Below are 25,845 nucleotides of genomic sequence, written 5' to 3'. Positions count from 1 at the left end.
ATAGTATTCCTCCTAAAAAGTTTAATTTTAAATAAACCTCCAAGGATGATCACACAGAAATTCATTTATGATGATTTTACAGGACCTTTATTTCAAAACGATTAACATACGTTTAATAAACATGTACAGATTTATTACTAATAGTTACAAAAAAGTATTTTCCCCAAATATATGCAAGAAAAGTCATTGACTTAAACGCACCATATGGTATATTATGTAATACTTTAACGAATTTGTGGGGGATCGAGTTGGACATTGTAAATCTGACGCTTTTAGCTTTATTGATTATGTTTACTTGTTTTTTTGTAGCCACAGAATTTGCGATGGTTCGAATTAGAACCTCTAGACTAGATCAACTTATTGCAGATGGAAACAAAAAAGCAATCGCTGCTAAAAAAGTCACGATTCATTTAGATGAATATTTATCAGCTACGCAATTAGGTATCACAGTAACTGCTTTAGGGATCGGATGGCTTGGCGAACCAACCGTTGCAAAGCTTTTAAAAAATGGATTCGACCAAATGGAGCTTCCCGCTTCTTTATCACATATTCTATCGTTAGTACTTGCTTTTACATTTATTACTTTTCTAAATGTAGTAGTTGGAGAGCTAGCGCCTAAATCGTTTGCCATTCAAAAAGCGGAAGCTGTTGCCTTAACGCTGTCTACTCCGCTCATTTGGTTTTATCGCTTAACCTTTCCACTCATTTGGATATTAAATAGCGCTGTACGTTTTGTTAACAGACTTTTGGGGTTAAAATCAACTTCTCAAGAATTCGCACACTCTGAGGAAGAGCTCCGTATCATTCTCTCTGAAAGCTACGAAAGCGGAGAAATTAACCAATCAGAATATAAGTATGTAAATAATATTTTTGAGTTTAATAGCAGGATTGCAAAAGAAATTATGGTACCTAGAACCGAGCTTGTTAGCATTCAATCAGATGCTTCGATACAAGAAATCATTGAAACAATCACACATGAAAAATATACCCGCTATCCTGTTGTGGATGGTGATAAAGATAACGTGGTTGGCGTCGTAAACATTAAAGAACTATTAACAGAATGTGTGCGTAATAAAGATCGTCTTAACCGTTTTTCGATCGAAAAATTTACAAAACCTGCGGTAAAAGTGATTGAAAATATCCCCATTCATGAGCTGCTTATAAAATTACAAAAAGAACGGTCGCATATCGCTATTTTGCTAGATGAATATGGAGGTACAGCTGGTTTAGTGACATTAGAAGATATCATCGAAGAAATTGTTGGTGAAATAAGAGATGAATTTGATATAAATGAAATTCCAGAAGTTCGAAAAATGGGAGAGAATCATTTTATTCTTAACGGAAAAGTATTACTCTCTGATGTCAATGATTTATTAGGAATTCATATAGATCATGAAGAAATCGATACGATAGGCGGATGGTTTTTAAGCCAGGACTATGATGTTAAATTAAATGATTACCTTGAGGAGCAAGGATATCTTTTTACCGTTAAAGAGCTTGATCATCATCACATTCTATACATGGATGTTAAAAAAGTCGCCCCATCGGCACCGATACGCTCCTAAATATGAAAAGAATAATGCAAAATGGCAGGAAGACTTTTTATTAGCTTCCTGCCATTTTACTTTAATAGATTTGAAGCAAAGGCAGATTGTGCCTTATTTGGCTAACCATTCATCCTCTTTTTTTGTTTGCTCAAGCTTCATCTTTTCAAGCTCTACCTTCATTTTTTCTGTTTCAATTAAGTAGTTTTCATTTCTCATTCTCTCTAACTCTAATTCTTTTTCAACTATTTTGAGCTTAATTTTTTCCTTACTCTTCAAATACCCTGTCAAAATAGCGATAATTGGAATTGAAAAAATAAGAATGACTGCAACTAAACCCGTCAAAGGATCTCCTCCTCGATTTCCAGTTTGTTCATATTTTCTATTATACTACGCTTTCTTTACTATTAATAAATCCTTCCTTGCTTATATGTTAAGGCAAAGAAGGATTTTACATAAAGAATACTGTGTAAAATTTAGTAGAGCTACTGTTTCGAAACTTTATTCATATCTTAACGCATCTACAGCATTTAATTTAGCTGCTCTTCTTGCTGGAATATATCCTGCAATCATACTGATAACGGTACTAAAAATGATGCAAAATGCTGCTAAGTAACCTGGTACGACAAAAGCTTTAAAGGCATTTTCTTTTAAGAAAGATTTTAAGATTTCATTTCCTGCAAGCCCAAGTAAATAACCGCCAATGACACCAAATAAGCCACCTAACACACCAATCACTGCTGCTTCGGATAAGAAAATTCTTTTAATATCCTTTCTTCGTGCACCAAGAGCTTTCATGGTTCCAATTTCTCTTGTTCTCTCTAGCACACTCACATACATGACAATGGCAATCATAATGGCAGATACAACGAGTGAGATACCTGCAAATGAACCAAGAGCTGCTTGAATCATAACAAAGTATGAATTAATTTGATCTAATTGTTCACTGCTTGTTTTCGCCTTTAACTTTTGTTCCTCTGCTGCTTTCTTCACTTCGTCCACTACTTGCGTATTCTTTGCAAGGGCATTTGCTTGCAGCATGCCTGTTTCACCTGTTGATTGTTGATATGTTTGTTCAGCAAAATCATAAGGAATATAGCAGATTGAAAGACCAAATGAACCGTTCTTTACAACTCCTAAAATAGGTAACTGTACATCTACCGTTTTAAACATTCTCTGTACACCATCTAATTGAGTGGATACGGTCATATTGATTTCCTCACCAATTAAATCTTGATATTTGGCATCCTTGCCAAATAAATTGTCTGCATCCTTTTCCGTAATGTAAATCCCTTTCTCTCCATCCTTTGGATATTTTCCTTCAATGATATTATCCTTTTCAAATGTGCCTCTTTCTTTATATGGATTTAAACCAGCAAGGATAAGATTGACAGGGGCTTTGTTCGGATCTGTTTGCTTTACACTCCCATAAAATGCATAAACACCTAACACATCTGCCACATTCGGATTGTCTTTAAGCTCTTCAATTTTTTCATCTGGGATAACCTGTGGATTTTTCTCATCTGTTTGAATCGTTACACTTCTTTGATCAGTTAACTTTTCTAATTCACTATTTACTTTGTTTTGGGCACCAATTCCAAGACCAACCATTAAAGCAATTCCACCGATTCCTATTGATGCGCCAAGCGCTGTTAGGAGAGTGCGCCATTTTTTCTGTTTTAAATTCTGTGATGCAAGCTTCACACTAGAGAAAAAGCTGAGCTTCCCGCCTTTTTTTGATACACTAACACTTGTATTCTCTGCAGCTGTACGCTTCACTTCATTTGAAAGTACTTCACCATCCTTTAAGCGGACGATACGATTCCCCCATTCAGCAAGCTCTAAGGAATGTGTAACCAAAATGACTAGCTTTCCTTTTTCAGCTAATCCTTTTAGAATTTCCATTATTTGAATGGCTGTTTGTGAATCAAGAGCACCAGTCGGCTCATCTGCAACAAGAATATCTGGATCATTGGCTAAAGCCCGAGCAATTGCAACACGCTGCTTTTGACCACCACTTAATCGATTTGGTTCATATTTTAATTTATCGCCAAGTCCAACCATTTCAAGCAGCTCTTTTGCTCGATTCTGCCGTTGCTGCTTTGATTGGCCATCTAAGGTCATCACAAGCTCTACATTCTCTTGCACGGATAAATGTGAAATAAGATTAAAGTTTTGAAAAATATATCCAATATTATTTTTGCGATATTGCGCCCATTCATTTTGATTAAATTTCGTTACATTTACATCATTAAAGAAGATTTCTCCCTCATTTACAACATCGAGTCCAGTAATGATATTTAAGAGAGTAGATTTCCCACATCCTGATTCACCTAACAGTGATACGAGCTCCCCTTTTTGAAATTCTAGGTTAATTCCTTTTAAGACTGGAACAGGTTCTTTATCAACAAAATAAGACTTTTGAATATTGATTAGTTTTAACATTTCTGCCTCCTTATTAGCTTTTTTAGTTAAAATGGAAATTGAAACTGTGCATATAATGCAGTATGTTGATTCAAAACATTCCCTACATCCACATGATGAAATTCATTTATTAATCGCCATTTTTCTACAAAGCTTCTCATAAAATAACCTTACAAAAAGAGATTGGAACTGTCAAAAGATAACAAAAAAGAATGCCTTTCCAAATAGAAAAATGCATTCTTTTATCATTATTAGTTAAGTTTAAGACAGCTCTCTCTCACGATTATTTCATGCGAGAGAACTCTAACTTCTTTTACATATTGATCTTTTTCTTGCATTTGCTGCAAAAGCATTTGAGCGGATTGAATCCCTAACTCAACGATTGGTTGTCGAACAGTGGTTAAACTAGGTCGATAAGCTTCGGCAATAGGAATATCATCAAAGCCCAGAATAGAAATATCCTCTGGAACTTTTAGACCCAATTCCTCCGCCGCTCGTATCGCTCCAATCGCTACCATATCACTGACACAACAAATAGCGGTTGGCTTATCCTTTTGCTTTAGCAATTCCTTACCTCTTTTATAACCAGATTGAATATCATACTCTCCTTCAAAAAACCATTTTTCCTGATAATCGATCCCATGATCTGCTAAAGCTTGCCGATATCCTTTATAACGCATATATCCTGAATCAAAATAACTTAAAGGTCCACTAAACATAGCAATTAGACGATGACCTGAATCAATTAAAAACTTTGTTCCATCATAAAATGCTTGAAAATCGTCAATATTAATACACGAAATATGATCATTTTCCTTATCAACATGGGCAGCATAGACTACTGGGATAGAATGCTTTTCAAAAAAATCAACTTGTCTCTGTTTTTTATTTGGAGATGACGTTAAAATAATCACTCCATCTATATACTTTTCTCTCAAGAGATTTAAATAATGTAATTCAGTATCTAGATTACCATTTGTATTACATAAAAGCGTTGTATAATTGGCTTTGAAGCACTCCTCTTCAACCCCGGATACAAAATTGGCAAAAAAGGAGTTTTTTATATCAGGAATAAGGACCCCAATTAATGAACTGGTTTTCATGATGAGACTGCGCGCTACAGGATTAGGATTAAATCCCATCTCCTCAATGGCCTCTAATACTCTTTCTTTTACTTTCAAACTTACAGGCTTGCTTCCATTTAAGACCCGGGACACAGTTGCTATCGATACATTGGCCCTTTTCGCTACATCTTTAATTGTAATATTCATTTATCTCATCCTAATAAATATTTATCATTCTTATTATAATATTAGGAAAACCTTTTCCTAACTAGTCATAATAATAGCGACAATTGTCATCCACTTCTCCATTAACATACCAATAGAGACTGTGAAATTCTATAATGGGAAAACTTGACTATTTATCACTTATCCTAATCTTTATTATACTGTGCTTTTGTTTTCAAACAACCTATTTGTAAGCTTTTTTAACAAATTATTCGATGGATTATTACTACTAATTTATCCTTTCTCCTCTATGATTTGATCATTTTATTTTTCATCGTTAGGCAAGGAGCAAAACCTTCATCAAAGAGGGTGAATTGCCATCCATATCGATGAAGTCTTTGCTTCCAAATAATCATCATGCATTAAGGTTAAAGCTTGCCCCTTCTTGCGGATGCAGAAGTAATAATATAATAACTGATCACTAGCACTAGAATAGCACATGTGTATAAGAGAGTTTGAGAGGCATTTTCATGGTATACAATGATGAGACGAACCATTGCCGTAATTCCTATGTACAGAAAATAGCGGAGCGGGAAATGGTAGTTCTCTTGAAAATATTTGACGATCATTGCGATGAACTCAAAGTATAAAAAGAAAATCAAAATTCTTTCTAGCAGCTCATAATGTGTTTCAATACCTTGATGAAAAAGAGAATATCGAATGAAATAAAAAATCTCCTTTCCAAGCAAAATGCATAACGTAATTGCAAGCAACACCAAGGCTGTATTTAAAATATACTGCAAAATGATGGAAAGCTTTATGTTCAGCCTACTTTTCTCATTTTGATGGTTCATCAATCCTCTCCCCCAGCCTAAAAATTTTTCTTCCATCTTAAATCTTCATAATAGCTTATACGATTATTTTAGCTACTGGTTTCATTTTTAGATAGTGGTAAAAAAGAAATGTACTATTTCATATATCTTTGTTGAACAAATACAAAGAACGAAATTACGAAGAATATTTTAGGAATTTAAGGTAGACATTATAAGGGGAAGCTTACTTCCTGCTATTCCATTCAAAAGGAGGATTTTTATTCATGAACAAACAAAGAGCAAAAGAAATCGCCTCTTCTCCCATTATGGCTAATGTCACATATAATGGTATTCCTATTTATATTCAAAATGTAGATGAAAAAAATGAAACAGCTCAAATTTATCCACTCAATCAACCAGATCAGGAGCAAGAGGTATCTTTGGAAAGCTTAATCGAGCAGACTCATTAATAAACAAAAACACTATTGTTGACAATTCATAGTAATCCAATTAGAATAATCTTAAATAATATAAATAATGAAAACAAAAATCTCTTATCCAGAGAGGTGGAGGGACTGGCCCGATGAAACCTCAGCAACCACATTTTTTTGTATGGTGCTAATTCCAGCAAAGCATAGCTTTGAACGATAAGAAGAGGCGCCTTTTTAATACAAAAACCCTCTTCTTTGGAAGAGGGTTTTTGTATTGGAAGGGGAATTTTCATGAGCAACATTCATGTAGAAGTAAATGACTATTTAGATTTATATCTTTATGCAGATCGTATTGGGGATACAACATGGAAGCTTGAAATCATAGAAAAGCTAAAAAATATCCAAAATAGTACAAAAAAAACTGAAAATAAATCTTTAGACAGCCGTAATCTTTGGGAACAGTATAAAAAGGTTAACGAACAAATCCTTTCCATTTACGATCAGTTACGAGCTCAAACATCTAATATCGAATTACACGAAAAAATTGGAAAGCTAAAGGAACAACGATTATTTCTAGGTCAACAAATACGTTCGATTAATCAACAACATGCGATTGAATAATTGGAAAAACACACAATAAAGCGCCTATCAAACTAGGCGCTTTCTTAATATCTACATTTATCTTCATTCCTTGTGTTGATCCGCATAAATCTCCATGGCATCACACATAAAATTTGCAAGCCCTTCCCCAAACTGATCGATGTTTTTTGTGAATCGTTCATCGTCGACATACATTTGCCCTAATCCTTTGAATGCTTCAAGGGAATAATTTCCGAATTGGTTTAATAATTGAAACCACTCTTCTATAGCCGCTTGTGCATTGCTCGATCCAGGATTTGTGTGACGAAGAGCTGCAAGATTTTTATAAACAATATTCATTTGATTCGCTAAGTCATTTTGTTCCTTTTTAGACATGCTTTCAATCTTCGCATTGGAAGTATCGACTGCCTGATCACCCCAGCGTTCGCGTGCTTCCTTTTCATATGGATTATAGCTAAAGTCAAATCCTTCAAATTTTTCCTTATTTGACATTTCAATCTCTCCTCTCGTATGTTGAATCGTTTTTTCAATAGTCGAAATCATTTGATCAAGCCGATTGCGTTTCTCCAACAGCATTTTCCGTTGTAAGATTAACGCCTCCTCTCGATTAAATGAAGAGCTAGTAATCATTTCTTGAATCTTTTTTAAAGGGAAGCCAAGCTCTTTAAAAAATAAAATTTGCTGTAAAGTTGATAGGTTTTCATCGGAATATAACCGATAACCGGCTTCGGTTGTCTCTTCAGGCGTTAATAACCCAATCTCGTCATAATGATGAAGTGTGCGCACACTTATCCCAACTAAATCAGCTACTTCTTTTACTCTCATGGTCATGTTTTTGATCTCCCTTCAACTATTACTATAAAGTATCACGCAACGTGAGGGTCAATAACCAATCCTTTATTTTAATTCGAAATTATTTGTTATTTTCTTAAAAAAAGAAGACCCTTTATATGTAGATACCATCATTAAGATTTTTTGAATACCCTTGAAAATGGCCTTCCAGTAATGATCATTGTTGGTCCACTTTTCATATCAAAAAATAAAGAAAATGCCTAATTAAGATTCTGCTTCTTAATTTAGGCATTTTTTAATTTACTGGAAAATTTTAATTGACATTCTACCTACTAGTAGATAAAATAATATCAAGAGGTGAACTACATGAATCGTTCAGAACAAATTATGAACATTACACATCAATTACTATTAGAAAGGGGGTACAGTGCATTTAGCTACGCTGATATCGCAAATGAGATCGGCATTCAAAAAGCTAGCATACATTATCATTTCCCGTCTAAAGCAAATTTAATACAAAATGTTGTGAGCCGATATCGAAGTCAAGTTGAAAATAATTTAGCTTTGCTTGACTCAATGACAGATGATCCATACGAAAAACTAAAACAGTACTTATCTTACTGGGACGAATGTTTACAAAGGAAAGCCACAGATATTTGTTTATGTGCACTCTTGTCATCTGAAATTCAAATTTTACCAGAAGAGGTTCAGAAAGAAATACAAGCACATTATCAGCAATTAACGAGCTGGTTTGCAAAAGTATTAAAGGATGCTGAAGCAATCAAACCGTTCCATTTACCTTATCAATCTATCGATGAATTCGCTATTTGTTTATTGGCAAGTGTTCACGGTGGAATGCTTGCTTCTCGAACATTTAATGACGGGATGTATTTTCATAAGATTAAGGATCAGCTCCTATATCAAATGAATGTCGCATCCTAATTAAAAAAAACAAAAATTTTTTTAAACACCATCTACCTACTAGTAGGTATAATCCAAAAGGAGAATGATTAATATGAAAAAACCAACTATACTATTTATCCATGGCGCATTTGTAACTCCAAAAAGCTGGGAACCAATGATGAAATATTTTGAAGAAAAGGGATTTCAAACACTTGCCCCTTCCTGGCCATATCATGAAAAATCAGCTGAAGATTTACGGAAGAATCCTTCAGATAAATTAGGTCAATTAAAGTTAGAGAATCTTGTGGATCACTATACGAAAATTATTAAGGCTTTACCTGAAAAACCTATTATTATTGGTCATTCGTTCGGTGGATTACTAACACAATTATTAATGGATCGTGATCTTGGATTAGCAGGAATCGCCATTGATTCAGCTGGTTCAAAAGGCATAGTAGCAGCAGCCTACCTACTACCTCTCTATCCGTGTCAGGAATCCTAGGAAAGCCATGGCGCAAAACGTTTATGATGTCATCTAAATTATTTAACTATGCCTTTGTTCATACACTTTCAGAAGCAGAACAAGACCGAGCCTATAAAGAACATGTCGTTCCAGAAACATCACAAATCTTCTTCCAAGCAGCGCTTGCTCCATTCGCTTCAAATAGCCCAGCTACTGTAAACTATCAGAATGGCAAACGCGGTCCTTTGTTAATGATCGCAGGTGAAGCAGATCGAATTGTCTCTGCTAGAATGGTTCGTAAAAATTTTAGCTTATACGATCAGAATTCAGGTGCGGTAACTGATTTTAAAGAATTTCCGAACCGTACACATTGGATTATTGCACAGGCCTGGCTGGGAGGAAGTAGCAAGTTATATGGAGGACTGGTTGGATAAACATATACCTCAAGAAAATAGAAGGTAAATTAAAATTGATTTTAGGAAGTATAAAAAATCCTGAGGTTTTGATTGATGATAAAAAGTTTATCAAATAGAATTTCTAGTATAAAAAAGATCTTATTAAAAAGAGCCTTCTTTTGAACTACATCAATCAAAAGCAAGGCTCCGCAATTTATAATTATTTGTCTAAACTATAGATAAATTTTTTATTTTCTCTATTTCTTCTCTAAAGGGAGTAAATCTACCAATAGTGAATGATTCGGTGCTTCTAAACCATGTTTTTTTACTGTTTGAACCATGGCTCCATTCATGCAATCCACTTCTTTTAGTCACCCTGTTTCCATATCAGCATGTGTTGCTTCATAACAATTAGATGGTCCTCGATAAATGACTAAGATGGCATTCCTTCTTTTCTATCGAATATTCAATAATTATAACTGTATTGGTTTTAAAAATGATGAGATTAAATTACCAACTGAATTTACTCTTGATAAATTAACATTTTAAATTTTAAATATTAACCACACCATTGAATAATTATTCAAAGTAATTTATATTTATTAAGTCAAGATGTTCTTAGTAACCTTTGAAAAGGAGCTATCTTATTATGTTTGATATCCAAAGATCTGAAGTATATGATTATTTAAAAATAACAAAGTTATTTCAAGAATTAATTAATGAAATTATAGAAAATACAGGTGGAGATCAAACTCTATTTAATCTTACTGATACAGCTGATTTATGTAAAAATCTTTTGGAATCGGGTCTTTATCATGTATTTAAAGCGGTTAAGAAAGAGAATAGCGAAATTATTGGATTTATTTCTATATGTGAAAGCAGATCACTTTACGCAGATGGTACTTTCGGAATCATACAAGAACTATATATTTGCAAAGAGTATCGATCTTTAGGGATTGGAAAAAAACTAATATTATCTGCAATAAATTTTGCAAAGGAAAAAGAATGGAAACGATTGGAGGTTTGCACTCCTCCTTTGCCAGAATTTGATCGAACATTAGGATTCTATGAAAAAGAAGGATTTGAAATTACCGGTGGTAGAAAAATGAAAAGACTTATTGAAGGGATGTAAGACATTATGTTTAAGCGAACCTCAAAAAAATGAGCTAACATATGGTTTAGTATATTTTTCTTACAATTATATATCTTAATAGAATCCTTGTTTAGCTACTTAACCATTAAAAAATATTAGGAGATGTGATAAATGGAGCTATTTATCATGATTTCTACTGTCGTCCTATTATGTTTAATCAGCTTGTTGCATTTTTACTGGGCTTTTGGAGGAACTTTTGGAATCCATGCTGTTCTCCCCTCAAAGGAGAGAGAGAATGACCCTGCATTTATTCCTGGAGTTTTTCCAACCATAGTTGTTGCAATTCTTCTATTACATTAGTTTCTAATCAAGCATTCAAAAAATAACCTTTTATAATATTTTAGTTGATAAAAACTTCATTAGGAGAAATCAAGGCTGTCTTATTTATTCGAAATTAAAACATTAGTAATTGTTCAACAGATGTTGGGCGCCCCTCTTACAAATATTTTCTCACAAATATTTTTCCTTAATAATCCAAATTTATTATTGAATGATTTAACTCGATAAATTGTTTTTCTATAGGTGTTAGCTCATGATTTAACCGTGTAATGAAGTATAAGTCAATGTATCGATATAAGGAAGGAATCTCTAAATATTGATTAATATGGTATCGATTTACGATACGTTTAGAGGCTAAAGAAATTCCCATCCCCATAGAAGCAAATTGGACAATCGTTTCTAGGTCACCTACTTCAATAATTTCACCATGTTGAATATTCAAATCCGTAAAAATATGACGTAAAATAGAAAGATATAAACAATTATCTGATAGTATAAGCAGATTTTTTCCATTTATATAATCTTCTAATCTTATGTTTTTATCTATACCAGCTCCCATTAATACCAGCTCCTCTACCCCCGCTTGTCTATATTTAATTTGGGGATTATTCATTGTTCCAATCGTGTAAGCAATATCAATATTTCCAAGAAGAATTTGCTTTTCAATCTCATCTGTAGGCCCCGTTTTTAAAGTAACTGATAAATCAGGGTAAGACTTTTTAAGCTTATTTAAAGCATTTGAAAATTGTGTTCCTCCGATGGATACCATCGTACCAATACGAAGCTTTTCATCATGTTTTTTCATCTTATTTTCTGTTTCTTCCCAAAGAAACAATATTTTTTTAAATTGCTGATATAACTTCTCACCATCTGTGGTTAACTCCACGCCTTTTGCATGTCTAAAAAACAGTTCTTGATTATAATAAGCTTCAATCTTTTTAATTTTGGCAGTCATATTAGATTGAAGATGATTTAGTTTAGCTGCAGCAGCTGATATACTTTTACATTCCGCAACTGAAACAAAAGCCTTCATATTTTCGATATCCATTTTTATTTCCCACCCATCAAAAAAAGTGATACCTGTATCATTAACTAACATTATTAATGATATCATGTTTTCATTATACTTAATTTAATCGGAATCGCTACCTATTAAGAAAAAATGATAATGTGATCGAGCAGGACTATTCATGTATTGTTTATATTTATTTAAGGTATTAACTATAAAAGTCATTTTTGGATGTTTATCTAATATAGGAGGTTTTAGAAAATGCAGGAAAATAAAATAGGAGTTGGCATTATCGGCGCCAGTATGGATGGTACTTGGGGAGGGCTAGCGCATCTTCCTGCGTTACAAGCATTATCTAATTTCAAGGTAGCTGCCATTAGTACGACTCGTAAAGAAAGTGCGTATGAAACAGCAAAACGGTTTGGAATCCCTAAAGCTTGTATCGATCCGTATGAGCTAGCATCGAATCCCCATGTAGATCTGGTTACGATTACTGTAAAAGTCCCTGAGCACGACAAGTTGGTTCGTACAGCTTTAGAAGCTGGGAAACACGTATATTGCGAATTTCCGCTTGGGCGGACTACAGAAGAAGCAACCAATTTACTTCAAATTGCAGAGGAAAAAGGATTACGTCATTTTGTTGGACTGCAAGCTCGTACAAACCCTGCTTTCAAATATGCAAAGGACCTAATTGCTAGTGGTTATGTCGGAGAGGTACTTGCTGTACATTGTAACTACTCACTTCCTCTCTTTTCAACACGCTCTAAAAAGATCAAACGCTCCCGCACGTATCTTCTGGATAAGGCAAATGGAGCGAATCAATTAACGATTACCGCTGGGCATCTTCTAGATGGTATCACTTATATGTTTGGGCCATTCTCAGAAATATCCGCTATCACAGAAACACAGATAAAACAAGTAAAAGTAGAAGAAACTGGAGAAATCATCCAAGCGACTTCACCAGATCATGTATTAGTGAATGGCATCTTAGCAAGCGGAGCGATCATGTCCACTCAAATTCGCAACACTCATATTGGGAATCTATCATTAGAAATTAATGGAACTGAAGGAGATTTGATACTACAATCAAAAGATAACTTTATGTTTCAAATAGACTCCTTTCTCGTAAAGGTAGCTCAAGGAAACAGTAAAGATTTCGATACATTACCCATTCCTCCTGAATATAATCAGTTACCCTCTATGTTAAAAGCTGGCCCTGCTTTTAATATTGCCCAGCTGTATTCACACATATTTAGAGATCTGAGGGAAAACACCTATCATTCTCCTGACTTTCATACAGCTATTAAGACTCACAAACTATTAGAAAAGATACAGAAAGCTGCTAAAACAGGAATTAAGCAAAAAATTAATATTTAGAATCGAATACAAAATCAATAATTCTTTTTTTTGGAGTGAAAAAAACGGTGAAAAACAAGGTGATCAATGTAGGGATAATAGGAGGCTCTTTGAATAATCAATGGGCCAGTCAAACGCATATTCCTGTACTTAAAGAACATCCTTTTTATAGGATCATGGCGATTGGAACATCAAACATGGCATCTGCAAAAGAAAGTGCAACGATGATCAATGCTCCTCTAACATTTACAGACCATCAGGCATTAGCAAAATCTAAAGAAATTGATTTAGTCGTCATTAGTGTAAAAGTGCCTTTTCATTATGAAGCTGCTTTTGCAGCTATTGAGCAAAAGAAACATCTTTATTGTGAATGGCCTCTTGGAATAAATACAACACAGGCAAAAGAAATGGCAGTTTTAGCCGACCAAGCTAATGTTCATCATGCCGTCGGTTTACAAGCGAGGCAATCTCCTGAAGTGATTTATTTAAAACAAGCGATAAAACAGGGGGAAATTGGAAAGGTATTATCCTGCACCATGCAAGTAGCTACCCAAGGAAAAGGAGGGATAACAGATCAAAAAAGCTCCTATCTTTTAAAAAAAGATAATGGAGCAAGTCTGCTTACCATTAATGGCGGGCATTCACTTGACATTCTTTGCTATATATTAAGTGATTTTAAAGAATTATCTGCTACAATGAATAAAAATTATACAGAAGTAATTATACAAGAAACAGGTAAAAAAACATCTAAAGACACAGCTGATCAAATATTAATACATGGAACACTCATCGATGGTACTTCTGCGTCCATCCATATTCAAGGTGGCGTTTATCCTTCATTCATTTTAGAGATTCGAGGAGAAAAGGGGGTTTTTCGCTTAGTACAAAATCATTCTTTCGGTCATGTGCAATTTGGCAATCTCAAAATTGAAAAAATCACCCATCCTAACTATTCGTCTTTAAGTAATCGAACGAATGATATTTATTTTGAAGAATTAAAACAATCTGCAGAAAAAGATAAAAGTCCAAAAGGATATGTAGAAAAAGCGTATAATCAATTTGCCCAAGACATTTTGGAAAATAAACGTCAAGTCCCTAATTTTCATGACGCTGTGAAATTACATAAATTATTAGATACAGTTCGAGAATCCGTAGAGACGGGTAAAAAAATAGTTTTAATAGATAAATATTCATATTGAAATGAAAATCGTCCAATCCATTATCCTGAACTATTACTTGAATAAAGGAGACAAGTATTTAGGTTTTAATTTCTGTTCGGCTTTATATATTTTTTTTAAACATTTCTTTTCACAATAAGCTTTTTCAGCTGCCTTGCCATATAAATCGCGAAAATGTAACGATTGAATATGAAATATTTCTTCTAGAAAATATAATAAAAGCACGGAAAATTTGTCCGTGCTTTAATAGGGGAGATTAAGCTGCCATGAAACACCAAACTTATCGACTAGCCAACCAAACTTTTTACTAAAGGAATAATCTTCTAGCGGCATTAGAGCTCCTCCGCCATCAAGCAGGTTTTGATAAATTCGGTCTATCTCCTCTTCCGAATCACACGTAATGAATAAAGAGAACGAGGGAGTAAACGAAAATTCATGCTTAACATTACTGTCAATACACATAAATTCTTGGCCCTTTAATGAAAAGGTAGCTTGCATAACACTCCCCTCTTCACCTGCTTCATTTGCACCATAACGAGTAATGCTCGTTATTTCTGATTCTTCAATTAAAGAAGTGTAATAATTCATGGCTTCTTCCGCATTTCCTTGGAACATTAAGAATGGTGTTACCTTTTTCATCATAAACCAACTCCTGATTTCCACTTTTTTTCAGTAAAATTAACTTCCACAATTTCTTTCAGAAATTCCCGGTCTCACTTAAATATTCAGCTGGGGCTTTTTAATAACACCAGAAAAAATACTCCTTATAGAAAAACAGATTAAGATTCTAAGGAAGTAATCCCGCTTTCATTTTTCTCAAATTCTGGAGCATTGGCTTTTTTAAAAAACAAAGCGATAAAGAAAGCAATTACACTTAATATAATTGCAAACCAATAGGCGTGGTGCACACCTTGAGTCATCGCATCATTCATGATTCTCTCAGTAATTGGACCTGTTTGTATATCTAAATAATGCTTACTGCTTTGAGTCAATATGCTAACAAAGATCGAAACGCCTAGTGCACCTGCAATCGGTTGTAATGTATTCGCAATAGCTGACCCATGGGCATATAAATTCTTCGGTAATTCATTTAATCCATTAGTGTGTGCCGGCATCATGATGGCTGAAATGGATAGCATTAAAACGATATACACAATAATGAAGAGCCATGTCGGGATCGAAGGATTGATTTTACTAAAGAATAACATCACACAAACCATCACAACCGTACCTGGGATGATTAGCTTTCTTGGTCCATATTTATCAAATAAAGTACCCATTAATGGTGACATGAGACCGTTTAGTAATGCACCCGGCAAAAGCAGTAGTCCAGCCATCTTTGCAGAATATCCAAGAGGCCCTTGTAAGTACATTGGCATCACAATTTCAGAAGCAAACAGTGCCATCATGACAATAACAAAAATGGTTACACCTTTCGCAAAGCTTTTGTATTTAAAAACGCGAACATCCAATAAAGGCTCATCTAACTTCAATTGACGCTGCACAAATAAAAATAGAGCAAGCAAACCGATAAAGATAATGGAAAGGATCGTGATCGATAAAAATCCTTCCTCATGCTCTCCCGCGCTGCTAAAACCATAAACAATTCCACCAATTCCGATGGTAGAAAGAAGTATCGAAATCATATCTACTTTAGGTTTTGTTACCTCACCAACGTTTTGCAAATATTTTAAAGCAAATAAAATGGAGAACAGGGCAAAAGGAATAACAAAAAGGAACAACCAGCGCCAACCAAACAAATCGACGATGACTCCTGATAATGTTGGACCAATGGCAGGTGCAAACATAATGACTAACCCAAAGGTACCCATCACCTTACCACGGACTTCTGGAGGATAAAGCAAAAGTAAAGCATTCATAATAACAGGCATTAACAAGCCCGTTCCAACAGCTTGTATCATTCGTCCTGTCACCAACATGGGAAAATTCACTGCACTAGCAGCAATGATTGTGCCAATTAAAAACACTATCATGATGCCAATAAACATTTGTCTTGTCGTAAACGACTGAATAAATAAGGCAGAAATAGGCATTAGCACACCCATTACAAGCATAAACCCAGTTGCCAGCCATTGGACAGTTGGTGCATCGACTTTAAACACGTTCATTAATTCTGTTAACGCAATATTGAGCAGTGTTTCGTTTAAAATCGCAAAAAATGCACCAATCATAAAAGTAGTGAATATTGCTTTCCTATTAATCGCAGCTTCCATGGATACCTCCAATTTTTCAAGATTCTTTATAATGAATTCTCATATTCACAATTAATTTGATTTATTCTAAGCATTTCAATCAATTTTACTTTCATCTGTTAGTAACCTACAATATCCATGGTTCTCCAAATGTTTTATCCCTCCTGAAAAAGAACTTATGTTCGTTTGTTAAATATATTTTACTCTTTTGAAGTGCATTTGACTATATATTTATTTTAATTTGGTATAAGTTATTTACCATCCTTGACTTTTTCGAAGATATCAATACTTTTATTACGAGAATTATTTAATTAAAACTTTACTGTTTGGTGTTTGCATTATTAAAATAATTGATAATCATCTCGTCTTAAAAGCATTTATAAAAAATATTTTCACCTCATTTAACAGCGATCGATTTTCAATGTGTTTCCCCAAACAGATTTAATCCGATTGCACCGATCACTATGAGACCGATAAAAATGACTTTCTGAATCGACAGTGCCTCTTTGAAAAAGATCACGCCAAATGTAACGATTATGACAATCCCCATACCTGACCAAATAGCATAAGCTACACCAATTTCTATCTTTTTAAGTGCAAGTGACAGCATACTTAAGCTAATCACGTAACAAATGAACATGATAACGGCATATGGAATATTGGATAATCCTTTTGATAATTTCATAAGCAATGTTCCACAAACTTCAAATAATATGGCTAAAGCTAAATAAAGCCAACTCAAATCAATCACCTCATACTTGTTGAGTTCTTAAAAAATTTCGGAAGAAAAAACAATGGATATATCAGTAAATAAAGATTAAATGCCCACCAAAGTGGATTAAAATCACCCCTAAAAAACCAGAACGCGATCGCTTGTAAACCGGAACAAAAGGTAAGTACAAGGGAAATTAAACTAAAATTTCTCCATTCATCCCTTTTCTTTCGATAAAAATAAAGTGAAGCGAGGCCAGTAATCGAAATTAGTAGATCGAGTGGTAAGAAAGACCAATTCCATGAAACAAGAATGGGATTATTATAATCTTTAAAAAGAAAACTTTTAGGTATAACATGAAATATAGTAATAAACCAATACAAAATAAATCCGATATCAGTCACATAAAAAAACCATTTCAATTTCCCCAAGTCTAATTCCCCTTTGGAAATGATTCCATTTGTAAGTGTTTTACCACTTCATCTAGAAGTTGATTAAGCTGCAGCAATTCATCTTTAGAAGTTGCTTCAATAATCAACTTTGACAATTTTTCATATGAATCAAGATCTCCCTGAATAATGTTTAGCCCTTTTTCGGTTACATTTAAGTAAAAAATTCTTTTGTCTTCGGTAGATTGTGTTTTTTCGATCAAATCATTTTTCAACAATCTTTTGACTAGAGCTGAAATGGCGGGCTTTGTTAACTGAAGTTCTTCTGCTAATTGTCCAAGTTTAGGCTTCTCCAGCTGGTAAATTACCGTTAAATAGTAATAATCATTCATATTAAAATGATCTACTTCCATTTCTGTTAAAGTATTATTAATTTGTTGAATCGATTTTTTCCATAAATAGTTAGCAATGATGGAAATATTCTCTTGAAGCATTTTGATCCTCCTATCTAATCCAACATTTTAATTAAATATATTTAATTAAATTTATTTAACTATTATACCATACGAATCTTTTATAGAAATTAATATTCGATTCAATATAATATTTTGAATGGTATTTACATTATAAACTAAGGTCTTTTGCATATAAAATGTAATAAAAGTATAGTAATTGCTAATGTGTATCTTTTCTCTAATATATAGAACTTGTATTAGGTTAAAAAAGTAGACACATTTTTACACCGTGTCTACTTTTGGGTCTGACATTATATTGGTAATTTATGTAGTTCCTCATCCGGTGAGGTTTTTACCCAGCTGCTAAAATGAACCGTGAAGTCTTTGCTTAGAGGTGAGCAGAAAAATGGTCCTGCATCTGTTTGAACATTTGTATTAAATGGACAGACTCTTATCGTTCTCCATGTTTCGTCTAATGATTTTGCTCTAATAATAAGTGAGTCGTTAAAGAAGGATATACGTATTGTTACTTCATCCTTCTCTTTCCATTCAGGAACAGGTGATAAAGACCAATCTGAGTTATGATTCGTTACAACAGCTCCTACATGGGGTACACCATCATTTATTTCAACGCCTGCTTTTACCCATTTGTGATTATTTTGCCAAACCATTATCCCAGCTTGATCGTAAAGCCCGTTAAACGTTTTGAGAGAAAAGGAGACTTCTATAGCATCCGACAAGTCCCATTCTTTTAATAACGAATGGCCATCTCTGTGTTGAAATCCATAATAAGTATTTTCCCAATAGTCACTGCCCTGTTTTCCTTTGGCTATTAATACTCCATTTTTTATACAAACGCTTTCTGGTTCTCTACTCCATTTCCCTTGCTCCCAATCTATTTTATCTTTATACAAAACAATCCCCCTCCATTCTTTTTCAACATGTCATGCTTTCTTCTCATTTGTTAATACTACCATTTGCAGTTTTGTTTCACTATTATTGCTTTCACTTTACTTTATAAAAAAGGCAATAATTTAACAAATCCATTGAAACTCACAAATAAAAAGAATATTTTGGTAAACTAAAACAAATAGTGGAGGTGTTTTTCTTATGGAAGAATTGCAGGAAATCTTAACGAAAAGCAAATATACATATGAAATCCTTCAACACAAAAAGCCCATCCTTTCAGCAGAGGATGGTTCGGAATATTTCGGGATTGAAATTGGTCAAACAGCTCCGTCGTTAATAGTTAAAACCGATATAGGATTCTTCTATTTAATTGTATCTGGAAATCGTGGCAAAATTAATTTCGAGAGAATAGCTGAAATATTAAATTGCAATAAAGTAAAGTTAGCCTCTCCGAAGGAAGTCAAGAAAATGACAGGATTCGAAGTAGGAAGTGTACCCATGATTGGTCTTGATTTACCTTGTATACTAGACAACCGACTTTTTCAATATGATTTTATATACGGAGGCACTGGTCTACCAACTATAACATTAAAAATAGAGCCCCAAGCTTTAATTGAATTAAATCAAGTGGTAGCAACATTCGATTAATATGCCCGTTTAGATTAGACGCTTTATGGTCTGAAGATACAAAAACAAAGTGCTAGGTCCTACTATTAGAGGAGCCTAGCACTTTGTTTTTATCGAATCTTCCTTTTTATTTATTTGGTTCATAAACTCTGTCAAAATGTTTGATCTTAACATTTTTAAAGATCGCTGTTCCACCTTCAGTAAAAAGGGTAATCCCTTTATCGTCTAATTCCGGGAATATTTGACTGGAATAAACAATCTTTCCGTCATCGACAAACACTTCAATGCTCGTTTTATCGACGAGGACCTTTAAGTGAATGTTCTTCTTATTGACATCAAATGGCGCCCTGTTTTCAACATATTTATTGCTTTGATCAGGCTGCCCAGTTAGTCCTCTATTCACATAAGAATATTGGCCATCTACTAAAACACCTACATCAACATGACGGTTTTTGTCTGCTGATTCTCGAAGCCTTACTCCTACATTCTTGAGCTCATTCCAAGATATATCGGTGTCAAGCTGGTACGCATCTCCTGTAACGTTAAGTGTTTTAGAGCCATTCACCTTGATTTGTTTAAAGGAATCCGTTGCACTCGTTAATTGATTCAATGCTCCAATAGGCTGTGAAGTCAAAGTATATGCACCGTTTCCTGCTTGCACTAATTTTATTTGACGAACAATTGAATCTAGTCCGTTAAAATCTTCTTTCAGCGTTGGCGTATTATGCGGATAATCCCAATTATTCATCCATGCCAATGCATAACGACGGTCGTACGGATCGCTGTCTTTTTCCTCTTCAAACGTGACAGCCCCATACCAGTCAAAGCCATAATCTAACCACTGGGGCTCATTGTGATCAGGGGAAAATGCTTTTCCATCGAAATTTCCAGTCCAATAGGCGTAGGTGTTTGGTTTCCCTATCGACTTCCCATTTGCGCTGGCACCAAGTACCCATTTAAATGTCCCATCATTCGCTCGCATTAGATAAAGATCTGGACATTCTACTATACCGATGTTTTCCGTAACAAAACTACTTGTATAATGCCAATCTTTTAAATTATGAGACTCATAAAAACCTATTTTCGTTCCTTCTGCCATCGTCATCACCCATTTACCGGCTAGGTGATCCCAGATGATTTTCGGATCTCTAAAATCCTTTGTACCTGGATTCGGCATAACGGGATGATCACTATAAGATTTAAACGTTTTTCCTTTGTCCGTACTGTACCATAAATATTGTTCCTGCTTCCCGCCATCAGCGGAGGGTTGTGTCACGATGGCCACAATAGCTCCTTTACCGAAGCCAGCCGTATTGTTTGTGTCAACAACAACGGATCCCGACCATGGATCACCATTTTTGTTTGTATATTTAGGAATGGCTACCCCTTCATCATTCCAGTGTACCAAATCCTTTGATGTAGCATGCCGCCATTCCGTCCCATTTCCATTCGGATAATCACGATTATAAAGATAATAGTAATGATACTTTCCATCAAAATATATCGGCTTCTGAGGGTCGTTTTTCCATTTGTCCGGTGTTGTAAAATGGTACGTGGATCGATAAGTTGGCTTCTGATGAGTCACTGTTTTTACTTTCTTATTATCTTTATGACCTGGCATTAATCCTATAACAATAAATATACCGAGAATCATTATAAAAATAGCTAACCAAATATATACTTTCTTATTAAATACTCTTTTTTCCAAGTAGATTCACCACTTTTTATTTTTGCCTTATCTTGTTGCGATTAGATAACCATAGTAGGGTTACCCTAAAGTACCTGGTATTCTCCCCAATTATCTAAAATATAGGAAAAAATAAATATGATATCAATCTAATAGAGGTGCCTGGTACTATGTTTTAGTTCACCCTTATAAAAAGAAAATGCCAATATAAGATCGGCATTTTCTTTTTATATATTCAGGTTGCTTATTCATTAACTCTATAAATAGAGTTAGAAATCTGTTGCTATTATTTTTTATCGTTATCTTCTACTGTTAATTGTCCTTGTTCAAGGATACTGTTTTTTACAACAGAAGTTTTAGAACCTGTAATGTTTAACAAGAAGCTTGGTGCAAAGGTAGACTTATGGTCTTCAAAGTAACCTCTATTTGTCATATAGCTTGTGATGACTACATTATTACCATCTTTTTGTGGAGTTGCAAAGTGCGCATAGTTCCAAGTAATATCTTTAGGATCAAGGTCTTGATGTAATACAAGTCCAGTACCATTTAAAGGTTTGTATGGTCCAGTTAAGGAATCTGCTACATAACCAAACATGTAAATATCTTTGTTCGTTAATCCATCAACGATCATTTTAGATCCTCTTGAACTAGTGAATAAATACCATTTCCCATTCATTTCAAATACGTTAGCACGTTCGATTTCATCTGTAACTGTATTCGATGCAATTAATGGTTTCATTACTTTTTTCAACGTATAATCATCATTTAATTCAACAATACCTAGGGCACCATTTGCTAAAGCTGCATCTTTCTTTTTAGGGCTTTGCAACAGTTTCGTTTTCTCATCTTGGAAGAATTTTTTATTTCCTCCATAGTAAGCATGATTATTGAAGGATTCTTCTCCTTGGTAACCAACTTCTGTTCCTGTATTCGCTTCAAAAACAAGATATTTTTTACCATTTTCTTCAACATAATGAGGATCTCTTAATGTATGATTATCAGAGAAGTCCCCTCCACCGAAAGCTTGGTCAACAGTTTGATAGTTTTTACCGTCTCCATCAAAGATCGATTTGAAATCTTCTACACCATCAATTTTCAGCGTATTAGCATCTGGTTGAGATACATTAATCTGAGCTGTTGTTAACGTTTGTTTACCAAAAGACCCTTCTTCCGGATTGAAAACGTGACGATTTGTATAAAATAAGCGAACTTTTCCATCAGATGTAAAGGTTGCGGAACCTGACCACTCCTCTGATTGTTTATTTAGAATAGGATCTTTTGGAACTAGTTTATCACTATCCTTAAATACTCTACCAGCATTTTTCCAGCTATCAATGGAATTGTCGCCTGCTTTTTTATAGAACAAGTAGATGAAAGTGTCATTTGGGTTCTTAGGGTCTCCTGCTAAACCAAAAACAATTTGGTAGCCCTTATAATTTGCCACTGTTCCGTCAGCATTTTGTAATGGCCAAGTATCCCACACATCTAAATCTATTAGGTTACCATCCTTATCATAACCTTTTGCCGCAGGAATATTTTTTATAGTTGATGCATCGAATTGAGGCACTTTAAATTGTTCACTTTTTTGTTGTTCAGGTAGTTTCAGCATGTCAGAACGTGTGATATGGGAAAAACCATAGCTGTTATTGTAGTCCATGCTGTCTTTTTCTTTCGCAAAAGTTAAAGATCCACCTCCTACTAGTAAGGCTGTAGCAAAGGTTACCGCTGTTGCTTGTTTGACAATCTTATTGATGTTCATACCTTTCTCCTTTTCCCAAAAAGTGTATCTAAAAAGATAGAAAACAATTCTATATCCTTTTTAGACCAAGAAACTGCCTCTGTGTTATTTATTTAGATAATTTGTTTAACTTAATGAATAAGATTCATCACCATGATTTGACTTGGCCGCCATTGACCAATATAAAGTGTCACTTAGTTACATTAACTTCTATTTATAATATGGAATACATATCTACTTCCAAATTGTTCAATGTACAATGTACAGCTTTATATATGAATCTATTCATTTTAACACCTTAGAAGTTAGACAAAAATTCTAAACAAAGTAACAAGATTTCGTTACAACACAAGGTTACTTACATATTGAAATCTCGTCAATTCGACCAAATGTAACAGCTTTCGACTCCTTTCCTTCTATGATCAAATATGACTAGGACGAAATGAATGAATTCTGTTACTTATATAACAATGATGTTAATTTTGTAAATTCACGAAATCTTAATTAATTTTTTAATTTATCTAGTTATTCACTGTTGAGAATGACCGATTTTATTGATTAATATGTAAATAAATTTATCCATTTTCTAGCAAATGGATATGACGATTCCTATTTAGAAATCTTTTCCAAACATATGTTCTTTAACGTTTAGAACGTTCATTTTCCATTGTCTCCTCTAAATTTTACATTTTATTATGGAAAAAATAGGAATAAGGTATTTTATCAAATAGTTTAGTATTATTTTTTTGGAATAAAAAGGAATTCATTTCATTCCTTTAGTATCTTATTATTTCTTGTAACAATACCGTTAAAAAGTACAGGAGAAAAGATCTAGATTGTAATATAGAGAAAATTAGTTCTTTCAGCATAATTAAATGGAGTGAGAGTGCCTTTTGTCACTCTTCTAATTTACTATATTTTGTAAAATTAATGATTTGAACATAATTTTTAATAAAATTTCAAACGAAAAGTAACACTTTTGGTAGAATTAAATGAATAATCAAAGCACATGGAATTTATCAAAGGAGAAAAAACTTATGCAAGACAAAACAAATAATCTGCATAATATATATAAAAAAATTATGGAAAATGTGAATGTTGGTATTCACGCTGTAGATAAGACAGGAAATACCATTATCTATAATGAAAAAATGATGCAGATTGAATCAATGAATGAACATGATGTTTTAAATAAAAATTTATTAGATGCCTATAAATTTACAGAGAATCAACAAAGTACGTTAGTCAAAGCATTACAGTATGGAACAGAAACTGTTAACGTTAAGCAAACGTATTTTAATAATAGAGGAAAAGAAATTACGACCATTAATAATACATTTCCTATTATCGAAGATGATTCCATTCTCGGTGCAGTTGAAATTGCACAAGACGTAACAAAATTAGAGCGATTGATTAGAGAAAACATGAAGCAAAAAGGCAATACACGCTTTACTTTTGATAGTATTATCGGCCATAGCCAGCCCATTAAAGAGGTAGTTGAAAATGCAAAACGAGCAACCCGTACTTCCTCTTACGTACTGATTGTTGGTGAAACTGGTACGGGTAAGGAGCTATTTGCACAAAGTATTCATAATGGCAGTACTCGATCATCAGCTCCGTTTATTTCACAAAACTGTGCTGCTTTGCCTGATAATTTAATTGAGAGCCTTTTATTCGGTACAAAACGGGGGGCATTTACTGGTGCAACTGATCGTCCAGGACTATTTGAACAAGCGGAAGGCGGTACGCTGTTATTAGATGAAATTAACTCGCTGAACCCAAATCTTCAAGCGAAACTACTTCGAGTTCTTCAGGAAAAAACAGTTAGGCGAATTGGTGATACTGTGGATAAACATGTCAATGTACGCGTTATAGCTAATATTAATGAAGATCCGATTGATGCAATTGCCAACAATCGGTTGCGAAAGGACTTATACTACCGTCTCGGTGTCGTAACATTGTTTATTCCTCCCTTGCGTGAACGAAAAGAAGATATCTTACCATTAACAAACTTTTTCATCCATAAGTATAATGAATTATTTCAAATGGATGTAAAAGCGGTTGACGCAGCTGTTATGTCCTCATTTTTAGAATACGAGTGGCCAGGCAACGTACGTGAGTTGGAACATGTTATTGAAGGTGCAATGAATATGGTTATGGATGAAGAAACGATTCACTATTCTCATTTACCATTTCATTATCGTAGTAAATTTCAATTGAAAGAACACATTTTGCCTGCTGCATCAGCAGAATCGTTCGTTTACGATACGAACTTTGATTCATCTCTTTCATTAAAAGAGCAATTATTGTTATTCGAAGCTACTTATATAAAAAAATTGTTAAAACAACACAACTATAATATTACGAATACAGCAAAAGTTCTTGGCATAACTCGTCAAAGTTTACAATATCGAATGAAGCGATTGGATATTTCCATATAAAATTTTCAATAAAAAAGGTAACTTAACAATAGATTCGCTCTGTTAAGTTACCTCTTTTCTATAATGAACTATTTCGCAATGTCATTTACATTCGATACTACCTCAG

General features: G+C 34.0%; 26 protein-coding genes and 1 riboswitch. Of the genes, 12 read left to right on the top strand and 14 right to left on the bottom strand.

Going from position 1 to position 25,845, the window contains the following annotated elements:
* Nucleotides 1-248 precede the first annotated feature (248 nt).
* The gene (locus FDO66_RS07945) at nucleotides 249-1,565 is read left to right on the top strand and encodes a hemolysin family protein (RefSeq protein WP_141432112.1); all 1,317 of its coding nucleotides are present in this window, start codon (nucleotides 249-251) and stop codon (nucleotides 1,563-1,565) included.
* A gap of 93 nt (nucleotides 1,566-1,658) precedes the next feature.
* Here FDO66_RS07945 and FDO66_RS07940 read toward each other — a convergent pair whose 3' ends face one another.
* From FDO66_RS07940 to psiE, 4 genes are all read right to left on the bottom strand, one after another.
* Entirely contained in the window at nucleotides 1,659-1,889 is a 231-nt protein-coding gene (locus tag FDO66_RS07940) for a hypothetical protein (protein ID WP_141432111.1), read from the bottom strand.
* A 156-nt stretch (nucleotides 1,890-2,045) separates the two neighbouring features.
* On the bottom strand, nucleotides 2,046-3,989 hold the full coding sequence (locus FDO66_RS07935; RefSeq protein WP_141432110.1) for an ABC transporter ATP-binding protein/permease: 1,944 nt from the start codon (nucleotides 3,987-3,989) through the stop codon (nucleotides 2,046-2,048).
* 230 nt (nucleotides 3,990-4,219) lie between these two features.
* A complete protein-coding gene (locus FDO66_RS07930) occupies nucleotides 4,220-5,239 on the bottom strand; it encodes a LacI family DNA-binding transcriptional regulator (protein ID WP_141432109.1) in 1,020 nt (339 codons plus the stop codon).
* Between the two features lie 386 nt (nucleotides 5,240-5,625).
* Nucleotides 5,626-6,051 (bottom strand): phosphate-starvation-inducible protein PsiE, encoded by a 426-nt coding sequence (psiE, locus tag FDO66_RS07925; RefSeq protein ID WP_141432108.1) that lies wholly within the window; start codon nucleotides 6,049-6,051, stop codon nucleotides 5,626-5,628.
* Between the two features lie 242 nt (nucleotides 6,052-6,293).
* Here psiE and FDO66_RS07920 point away from each other — a divergent pair, with 242 nt between their 5' ends.
* Both FDO66_RS07920 and FDO66_RS07915 read left to right on the top strand, forming a co-directional pair.
* The gene (locus FDO66_RS07920) at nucleotides 6,294-6,479 is read left to right on the top strand and encodes a small acid-soluble spore protein H (RefSeq protein WP_141432107.1); all 186 of its coding nucleotides are present in this window, start codon (nucleotides 6,294-6,296) and stop codon (nucleotides 6,477-6,479) included.
* 81 nt (nucleotides 6,480-6,560) lie between these two features.
* Nucleotides 6,561-6,663, top strand: a riboswitch (SAM riboswitch).
* Nucleotides 6,664-6,731: 68 nt separating this feature from the next.
* Complete coding sequence (locus FDO66_RS07915; RefSeq protein WP_141432106.1) at nucleotides 6,732-7,061, top strand: hypothetical protein; 330 nt, start codon at nucleotides 6,732-6,734, stop codon at nucleotides 7,059-7,061.
* A gap of 63 nt (nucleotides 7,062-7,124) precedes the next feature.
* On the opposite strand, the gene FDO66_RS07910 is transcribed toward FDO66_RS07915, so the two are convergent.
* The gene (locus FDO66_RS07910) at nucleotides 7,125-7,871 is read right to left on the bottom strand and encodes a MerR family transcriptional regulator (protein ID WP_141432105.1); all 747 of its coding nucleotides are present in this window, start codon (nucleotides 7,869-7,871) and stop codon (nucleotides 7,125-7,127) included.
* A 327-nt stretch (nucleotides 7,872-8,198) separates the two neighbouring features.
* Here FDO66_RS07910 and FDO66_RS07905 point away from each other — a divergent pair, with 327 nt between their 5' ends.
* From FDO66_RS07905 to FDO66_RS07885, 5 genes are all read left to right on the top strand, one after another.
* Complete coding sequence (locus tag FDO66_RS07905; RefSeq protein WP_141432104.1) at nucleotides 8,199-8,774, top strand: TetR/AcrR family transcriptional regulator; 576 nt, start codon at nucleotides 8,199-8,201, stop codon at nucleotides 8,772-8,774.
* Nucleotides 8,775-8,847: 73 nt separating this feature from the next.
* Entirely contained in the window at nucleotides 8,848-9,237 is a 390-nt protein-coding gene (locus FDO66_RS21210) for an alpha/beta hydrolase (protein ID WP_258535652.1), read from the top strand.
* Between the two features lie 23 nt (nucleotides 9,238-9,260).
* Nucleotides 9,261-9,632, top strand: coding sequence for a hypothetical protein (locus FDO66_RS21205; RefSeq protein WP_258535651.1), 372 nt, complete (start codon nucleotides 9,261-9,263; stop codon nucleotides 9,630-9,632).
* A gap of 610 nt (nucleotides 9,633-10,242) precedes the next feature.
* Entirely contained in the window at nucleotides 10,243-10,725 is a 483-nt protein-coding gene (locus FDO66_RS07890) for a GNAT family N-acetyltransferase (RefSeq protein ID WP_141432102.1), read from the top strand.
* A 132-nt stretch (nucleotides 10,726-10,857) separates the two neighbouring features.
* Entirely contained in the window at nucleotides 10,858-11,046 is a 189-nt protein-coding gene (locus tag FDO66_RS07885; RefSeq protein WP_141432101.1) for a DUF3995 domain-containing protein, read from the top strand.
* A 166-nt stretch (nucleotides 11,047-11,212) separates the two neighbouring features.
* On the opposite strand, the gene FDO66_RS07880 is transcribed toward FDO66_RS07885, so the two are convergent.
* Nucleotides 11,213-12,073: a LysR family transcriptional regulator gene (locus tag FDO66_RS07880; RefSeq protein WP_141432100.1), complete on the bottom strand. Its 861-nt coding sequence runs from the start codon at nucleotides 12,071-12,073 to the stop codon at nucleotides 11,213-11,215.
* 222 nt (nucleotides 12,074-12,295) lie between these two features.
* Here FDO66_RS07880 and FDO66_RS07875 point away from each other — a divergent pair, with 222 nt between their 5' ends.
* Together FDO66_RS07875 and FDO66_RS07870 are read left to right on the top strand one after the other, a co-directional pair.
* A complete protein-coding gene (locus FDO66_RS07875; protein WP_141432099.1) occupies nucleotides 12,296-13,411 on the top strand; it encodes a Gfo/Idh/MocA family protein in 1,116 nt (371 codons plus the stop codon).
* A 47-nt stretch (nucleotides 13,412-13,458) separates the two neighbouring features.
* Complete coding sequence (locus FDO66_RS07870) at nucleotides 13,459-14,589, top strand: Gfo/Idh/MocA family protein (protein WP_141432098.1); 1,131 nt, start codon at nucleotides 13,459-13,461, stop codon at nucleotides 14,587-14,589.
* Between the two features lie 222 nt (nucleotides 14,590-14,811).
* On the opposite strand, the gene FDO66_RS07865 is transcribed toward FDO66_RS07870, so the two are convergent.
* From FDO66_RS07865 to FDO66_RS07840, 6 genes are all read right to left on the bottom strand, one after another.
* On the bottom strand, nucleotides 14,812-15,207 hold the full coding sequence (locus FDO66_RS07865) for a VOC family protein (protein WP_141432262.1): 396 nt from the start codon (nucleotides 15,205-15,207) through the stop codon (nucleotides 14,812-14,814).
* Between the two features lie 140 nt (nucleotides 15,208-15,347).
* Nucleotides 15,348-16,802: an MDR family MFS transporter gene (locus FDO66_RS07860; RefSeq protein WP_141432097.1), complete on the bottom strand. Its 1,455-nt coding sequence runs from the start codon at nucleotides 16,800-16,802 to the stop codon at nucleotides 15,348-15,350.
* Nucleotides 16,803-17,199: 397 nt separating this feature from the next.
* The gene (locus FDO66_RS07855) at nucleotides 17,200-17,523 is read right to left on the bottom strand and encodes a DMT family transporter (protein WP_141432096.1); all 324 of its coding nucleotides are present in this window, start codon (nucleotides 17,521-17,523) and stop codon (nucleotides 17,200-17,202) included.
* Between the two features lie 5 nt (nucleotides 17,524-17,528).
* Nucleotides 17,529-17,924: a DUF5360 family protein gene (locus FDO66_RS07850; RefSeq protein WP_141432095.1), complete on the bottom strand. Its 396-nt coding sequence runs from the start codon at nucleotides 17,922-17,924 to the stop codon at nucleotides 17,529-17,531.
* Between the two features lie 2 nt (nucleotides 17,925-17,926).
* Complete coding sequence (locus FDO66_RS07845; protein ID WP_141432094.1) at nucleotides 17,927-18,376, bottom strand: MarR family winged helix-turn-helix transcriptional regulator; 450 nt, start codon at nucleotides 18,374-18,376, stop codon at nucleotides 17,927-17,929.
* Between the two features lie 272 nt (nucleotides 18,377-18,648).
* A complete protein-coding gene (locus tag FDO66_RS07840) occupies nucleotides 18,649-19,251 on the bottom strand; it encodes a DUF1349 domain-containing protein (RefSeq protein ID WP_141432093.1) in 603 nt (200 codons plus the stop codon).
* A 196-nt stretch (nucleotides 19,252-19,447) separates the two neighbouring features.
* On the opposite strand from FDO66_RS07840, the gene FDO66_RS07835 reads away from it, so the two are divergent.
* Nucleotides 19,448-19,894 (top strand): aminoacyl-tRNA deacylase, encoded by a 447-nt coding sequence (locus FDO66_RS07835; protein WP_141432092.1) that lies wholly within the window; start codon nucleotides 19,448-19,450, stop codon nucleotides 19,892-19,894.
* 106 nt (nucleotides 19,895-20,000) lie between these two features.
* On the opposite strand, the gene FDO66_RS07830 is transcribed toward FDO66_RS07835, so the two are convergent.
* Nucleotides 20,001-21,527 carry a glycoside hydrolase family 32 protein gene (locus tag FDO66_RS07830; protein WP_141432261.1) on the bottom strand — a complete coding sequence of 509 codons (1,527 nt, stop codon included), beginning with the start codon at nucleotides 21,525-21,527 and terminating at the stop codon, nucleotides 20,001-20,003.
* Between the two features lie 319 nt (nucleotides 21,528-21,846).
* Entirely contained in the window at nucleotides 21,847-23,319 is a 1,473-nt protein-coding gene (locus FDO66_RS07825; RefSeq protein WP_141432091.1) for a glycoside hydrolase family 68 protein, read from the bottom strand.
* Nucleotides 23,320-24,335: 1,016 nt separating this feature from the next.
* Here FDO66_RS07825 and FDO66_RS07820 point away from each other — a divergent pair.
* Nucleotides 24,336-25,739 carry a sigma-54 interaction domain-containing protein gene (locus tag FDO66_RS07820; RefSeq protein ID WP_141432090.1) on the top strand — a complete coding sequence of 468 codons (1,404 nt, stop codon included), beginning with the start codon at nucleotides 24,336-24,338 and terminating at the stop codon, nucleotides 25,737-25,739.
* Nucleotides 25,740-25,845: the final 106 nt, after the last annotated feature.

The sequence above is a fragment of the Bacillus sp. 03113 genome, from assembly GCF_006546985.1.
GTDB lineage: Bacteria > Bacillota > Bacilli > Bacillales > Cytobacillaceae > VATK01.
This window is presented reverse-complemented; position numbering and strand designations above follow the sequence as displayed.

Bases quoted from the DNA above. Each gene is read 5' to 3' on its own strand.
- FDO66_RS07885 (WP_141432101.1), top strand. From the start codon at position 10,858: ATGGAGCTATTTATCATGATTTCTACTGTCGTCCTATTATGTTTAATC.
- FDO66_RS21210 (WP_258535652.1), top strand. From the start codon at position 8,848: ATGAAAAAACCAACTATACTATTTATCCATGGCGCATTTGTAACTCCA.
- FDO66_RS07875 (WP_141432099.1), top strand. From the start codon at position 12,296: ATGCAGGAAAATAAAATAGGAGTTGGCATTATCGGCGCCAGTATGGAT.
- FDO66_RS07845 (WP_141432094.1), bottom strand. From the start codon at position 18,376: ATGCTTCAAGAGAATATTTCCATCATTGCTAACTATTTATGGAAAAAA.
- FDO66_RS07835 (WP_141432092.1), top strand. From the start codon at position 19,448: ATGGAAGAATTGCAGGAAATCTTAACGAAAAGCAAATATACATATGAA.
- FDO66_RS07915 (WP_141432106.1), top strand. From the start codon at position 6,732: ATGAGCAACATTCATGTAGAAGTAAATGACTATTTAGATTTATATCTT.
- FDO66_RS07930 (WP_141432109.1), bottom strand. From the start codon at position 5,239: ATGAATATTACAATTAAAGATGTAGCGAAAAGGGCCAATGTATCGATA.
- FDO66_RS07905 (WP_141432104.1), top strand. From the start codon at position 8,199: ATGAATCGTTCAGAACAAATTATGAACATTACACATCAATTACTATTA.
- FDO66_RS07910 (WP_141432105.1), bottom strand. From the start codon at position 7,871: ATGACCATGAGAGTAAAAGAAGTAGCTGATTTAGTTGGGATAAGTGTG.
- FDO66_RS07890 (WP_141432102.1), top strand. From the start codon at position 10,243: ATGTTTGATATCCAAAGATCTGAAGTATATGATTATTTAAAAATAACA.
- psiE (WP_141432108.1), bottom strand. From the start codon at position 6,051: ATGAACCATCAAAATGAGAAAAGTAGGCTGAACATAAAGCTTTCCATC.
- FDO66_RS21205 (WP_258535651.1), top strand. From the start codon at position 9,261: ATGATGTCATCTAAATTATTTAACTATGCCTTTGTTCATACACTTTCA.
- FDO66_RS07865 (WP_141432262.1), bottom strand. From the start codon at position 15,207: ATGAAAAAGGTAACACCATTCTTAATGTTCCAAGGAAATGCGGAAGAA.
- FDO66_RS07860 (WP_141432097.1), bottom strand. From the start codon at position 16,802: ATGGAAGCTGCGATTAATAGGAAAGCAATATTCACTACTTTTATGATT.
- FDO66_RS07935 (WP_141432110.1), bottom strand. From the start codon at position 3,989: ATGTTAAAACTAATCAATATTCAAAAGTCTTATTTTGTTGATAAAGAA.
- FDO66_RS07825 (WP_141432091.1), bottom strand. From the start codon at position 23,319: ATGAACATCAATAAGATTGTCAAACAAGCAACAGCGGTAACCTTTGCT.
- FDO66_RS07830 (WP_141432261.1), bottom strand. From the start codon at position 21,527: ATGATTCTCGGTATATTTATTGTTATAGGATTAATGCCAGGTCATAAA.
- FDO66_RS07920 (WP_141432107.1), top strand. From the start codon at position 6,294: ATGAACAAACAAAGAGCAAAAGAAATCGCCTCTTCTCCCATTATGGCT.
- FDO66_RS07820 (WP_141432090.1), top strand. From the start codon at position 24,336: ATGCAAGACAAAACAAATAATCTGCATAATATATATAAAAAAATTATG.
- FDO66_RS07880 (WP_141432100.1), bottom strand. From the start codon at position 12,073: ATGGATATCGAAAATATGAAGGCTTTTGTTTCAGTTGCGGAATGTAAA.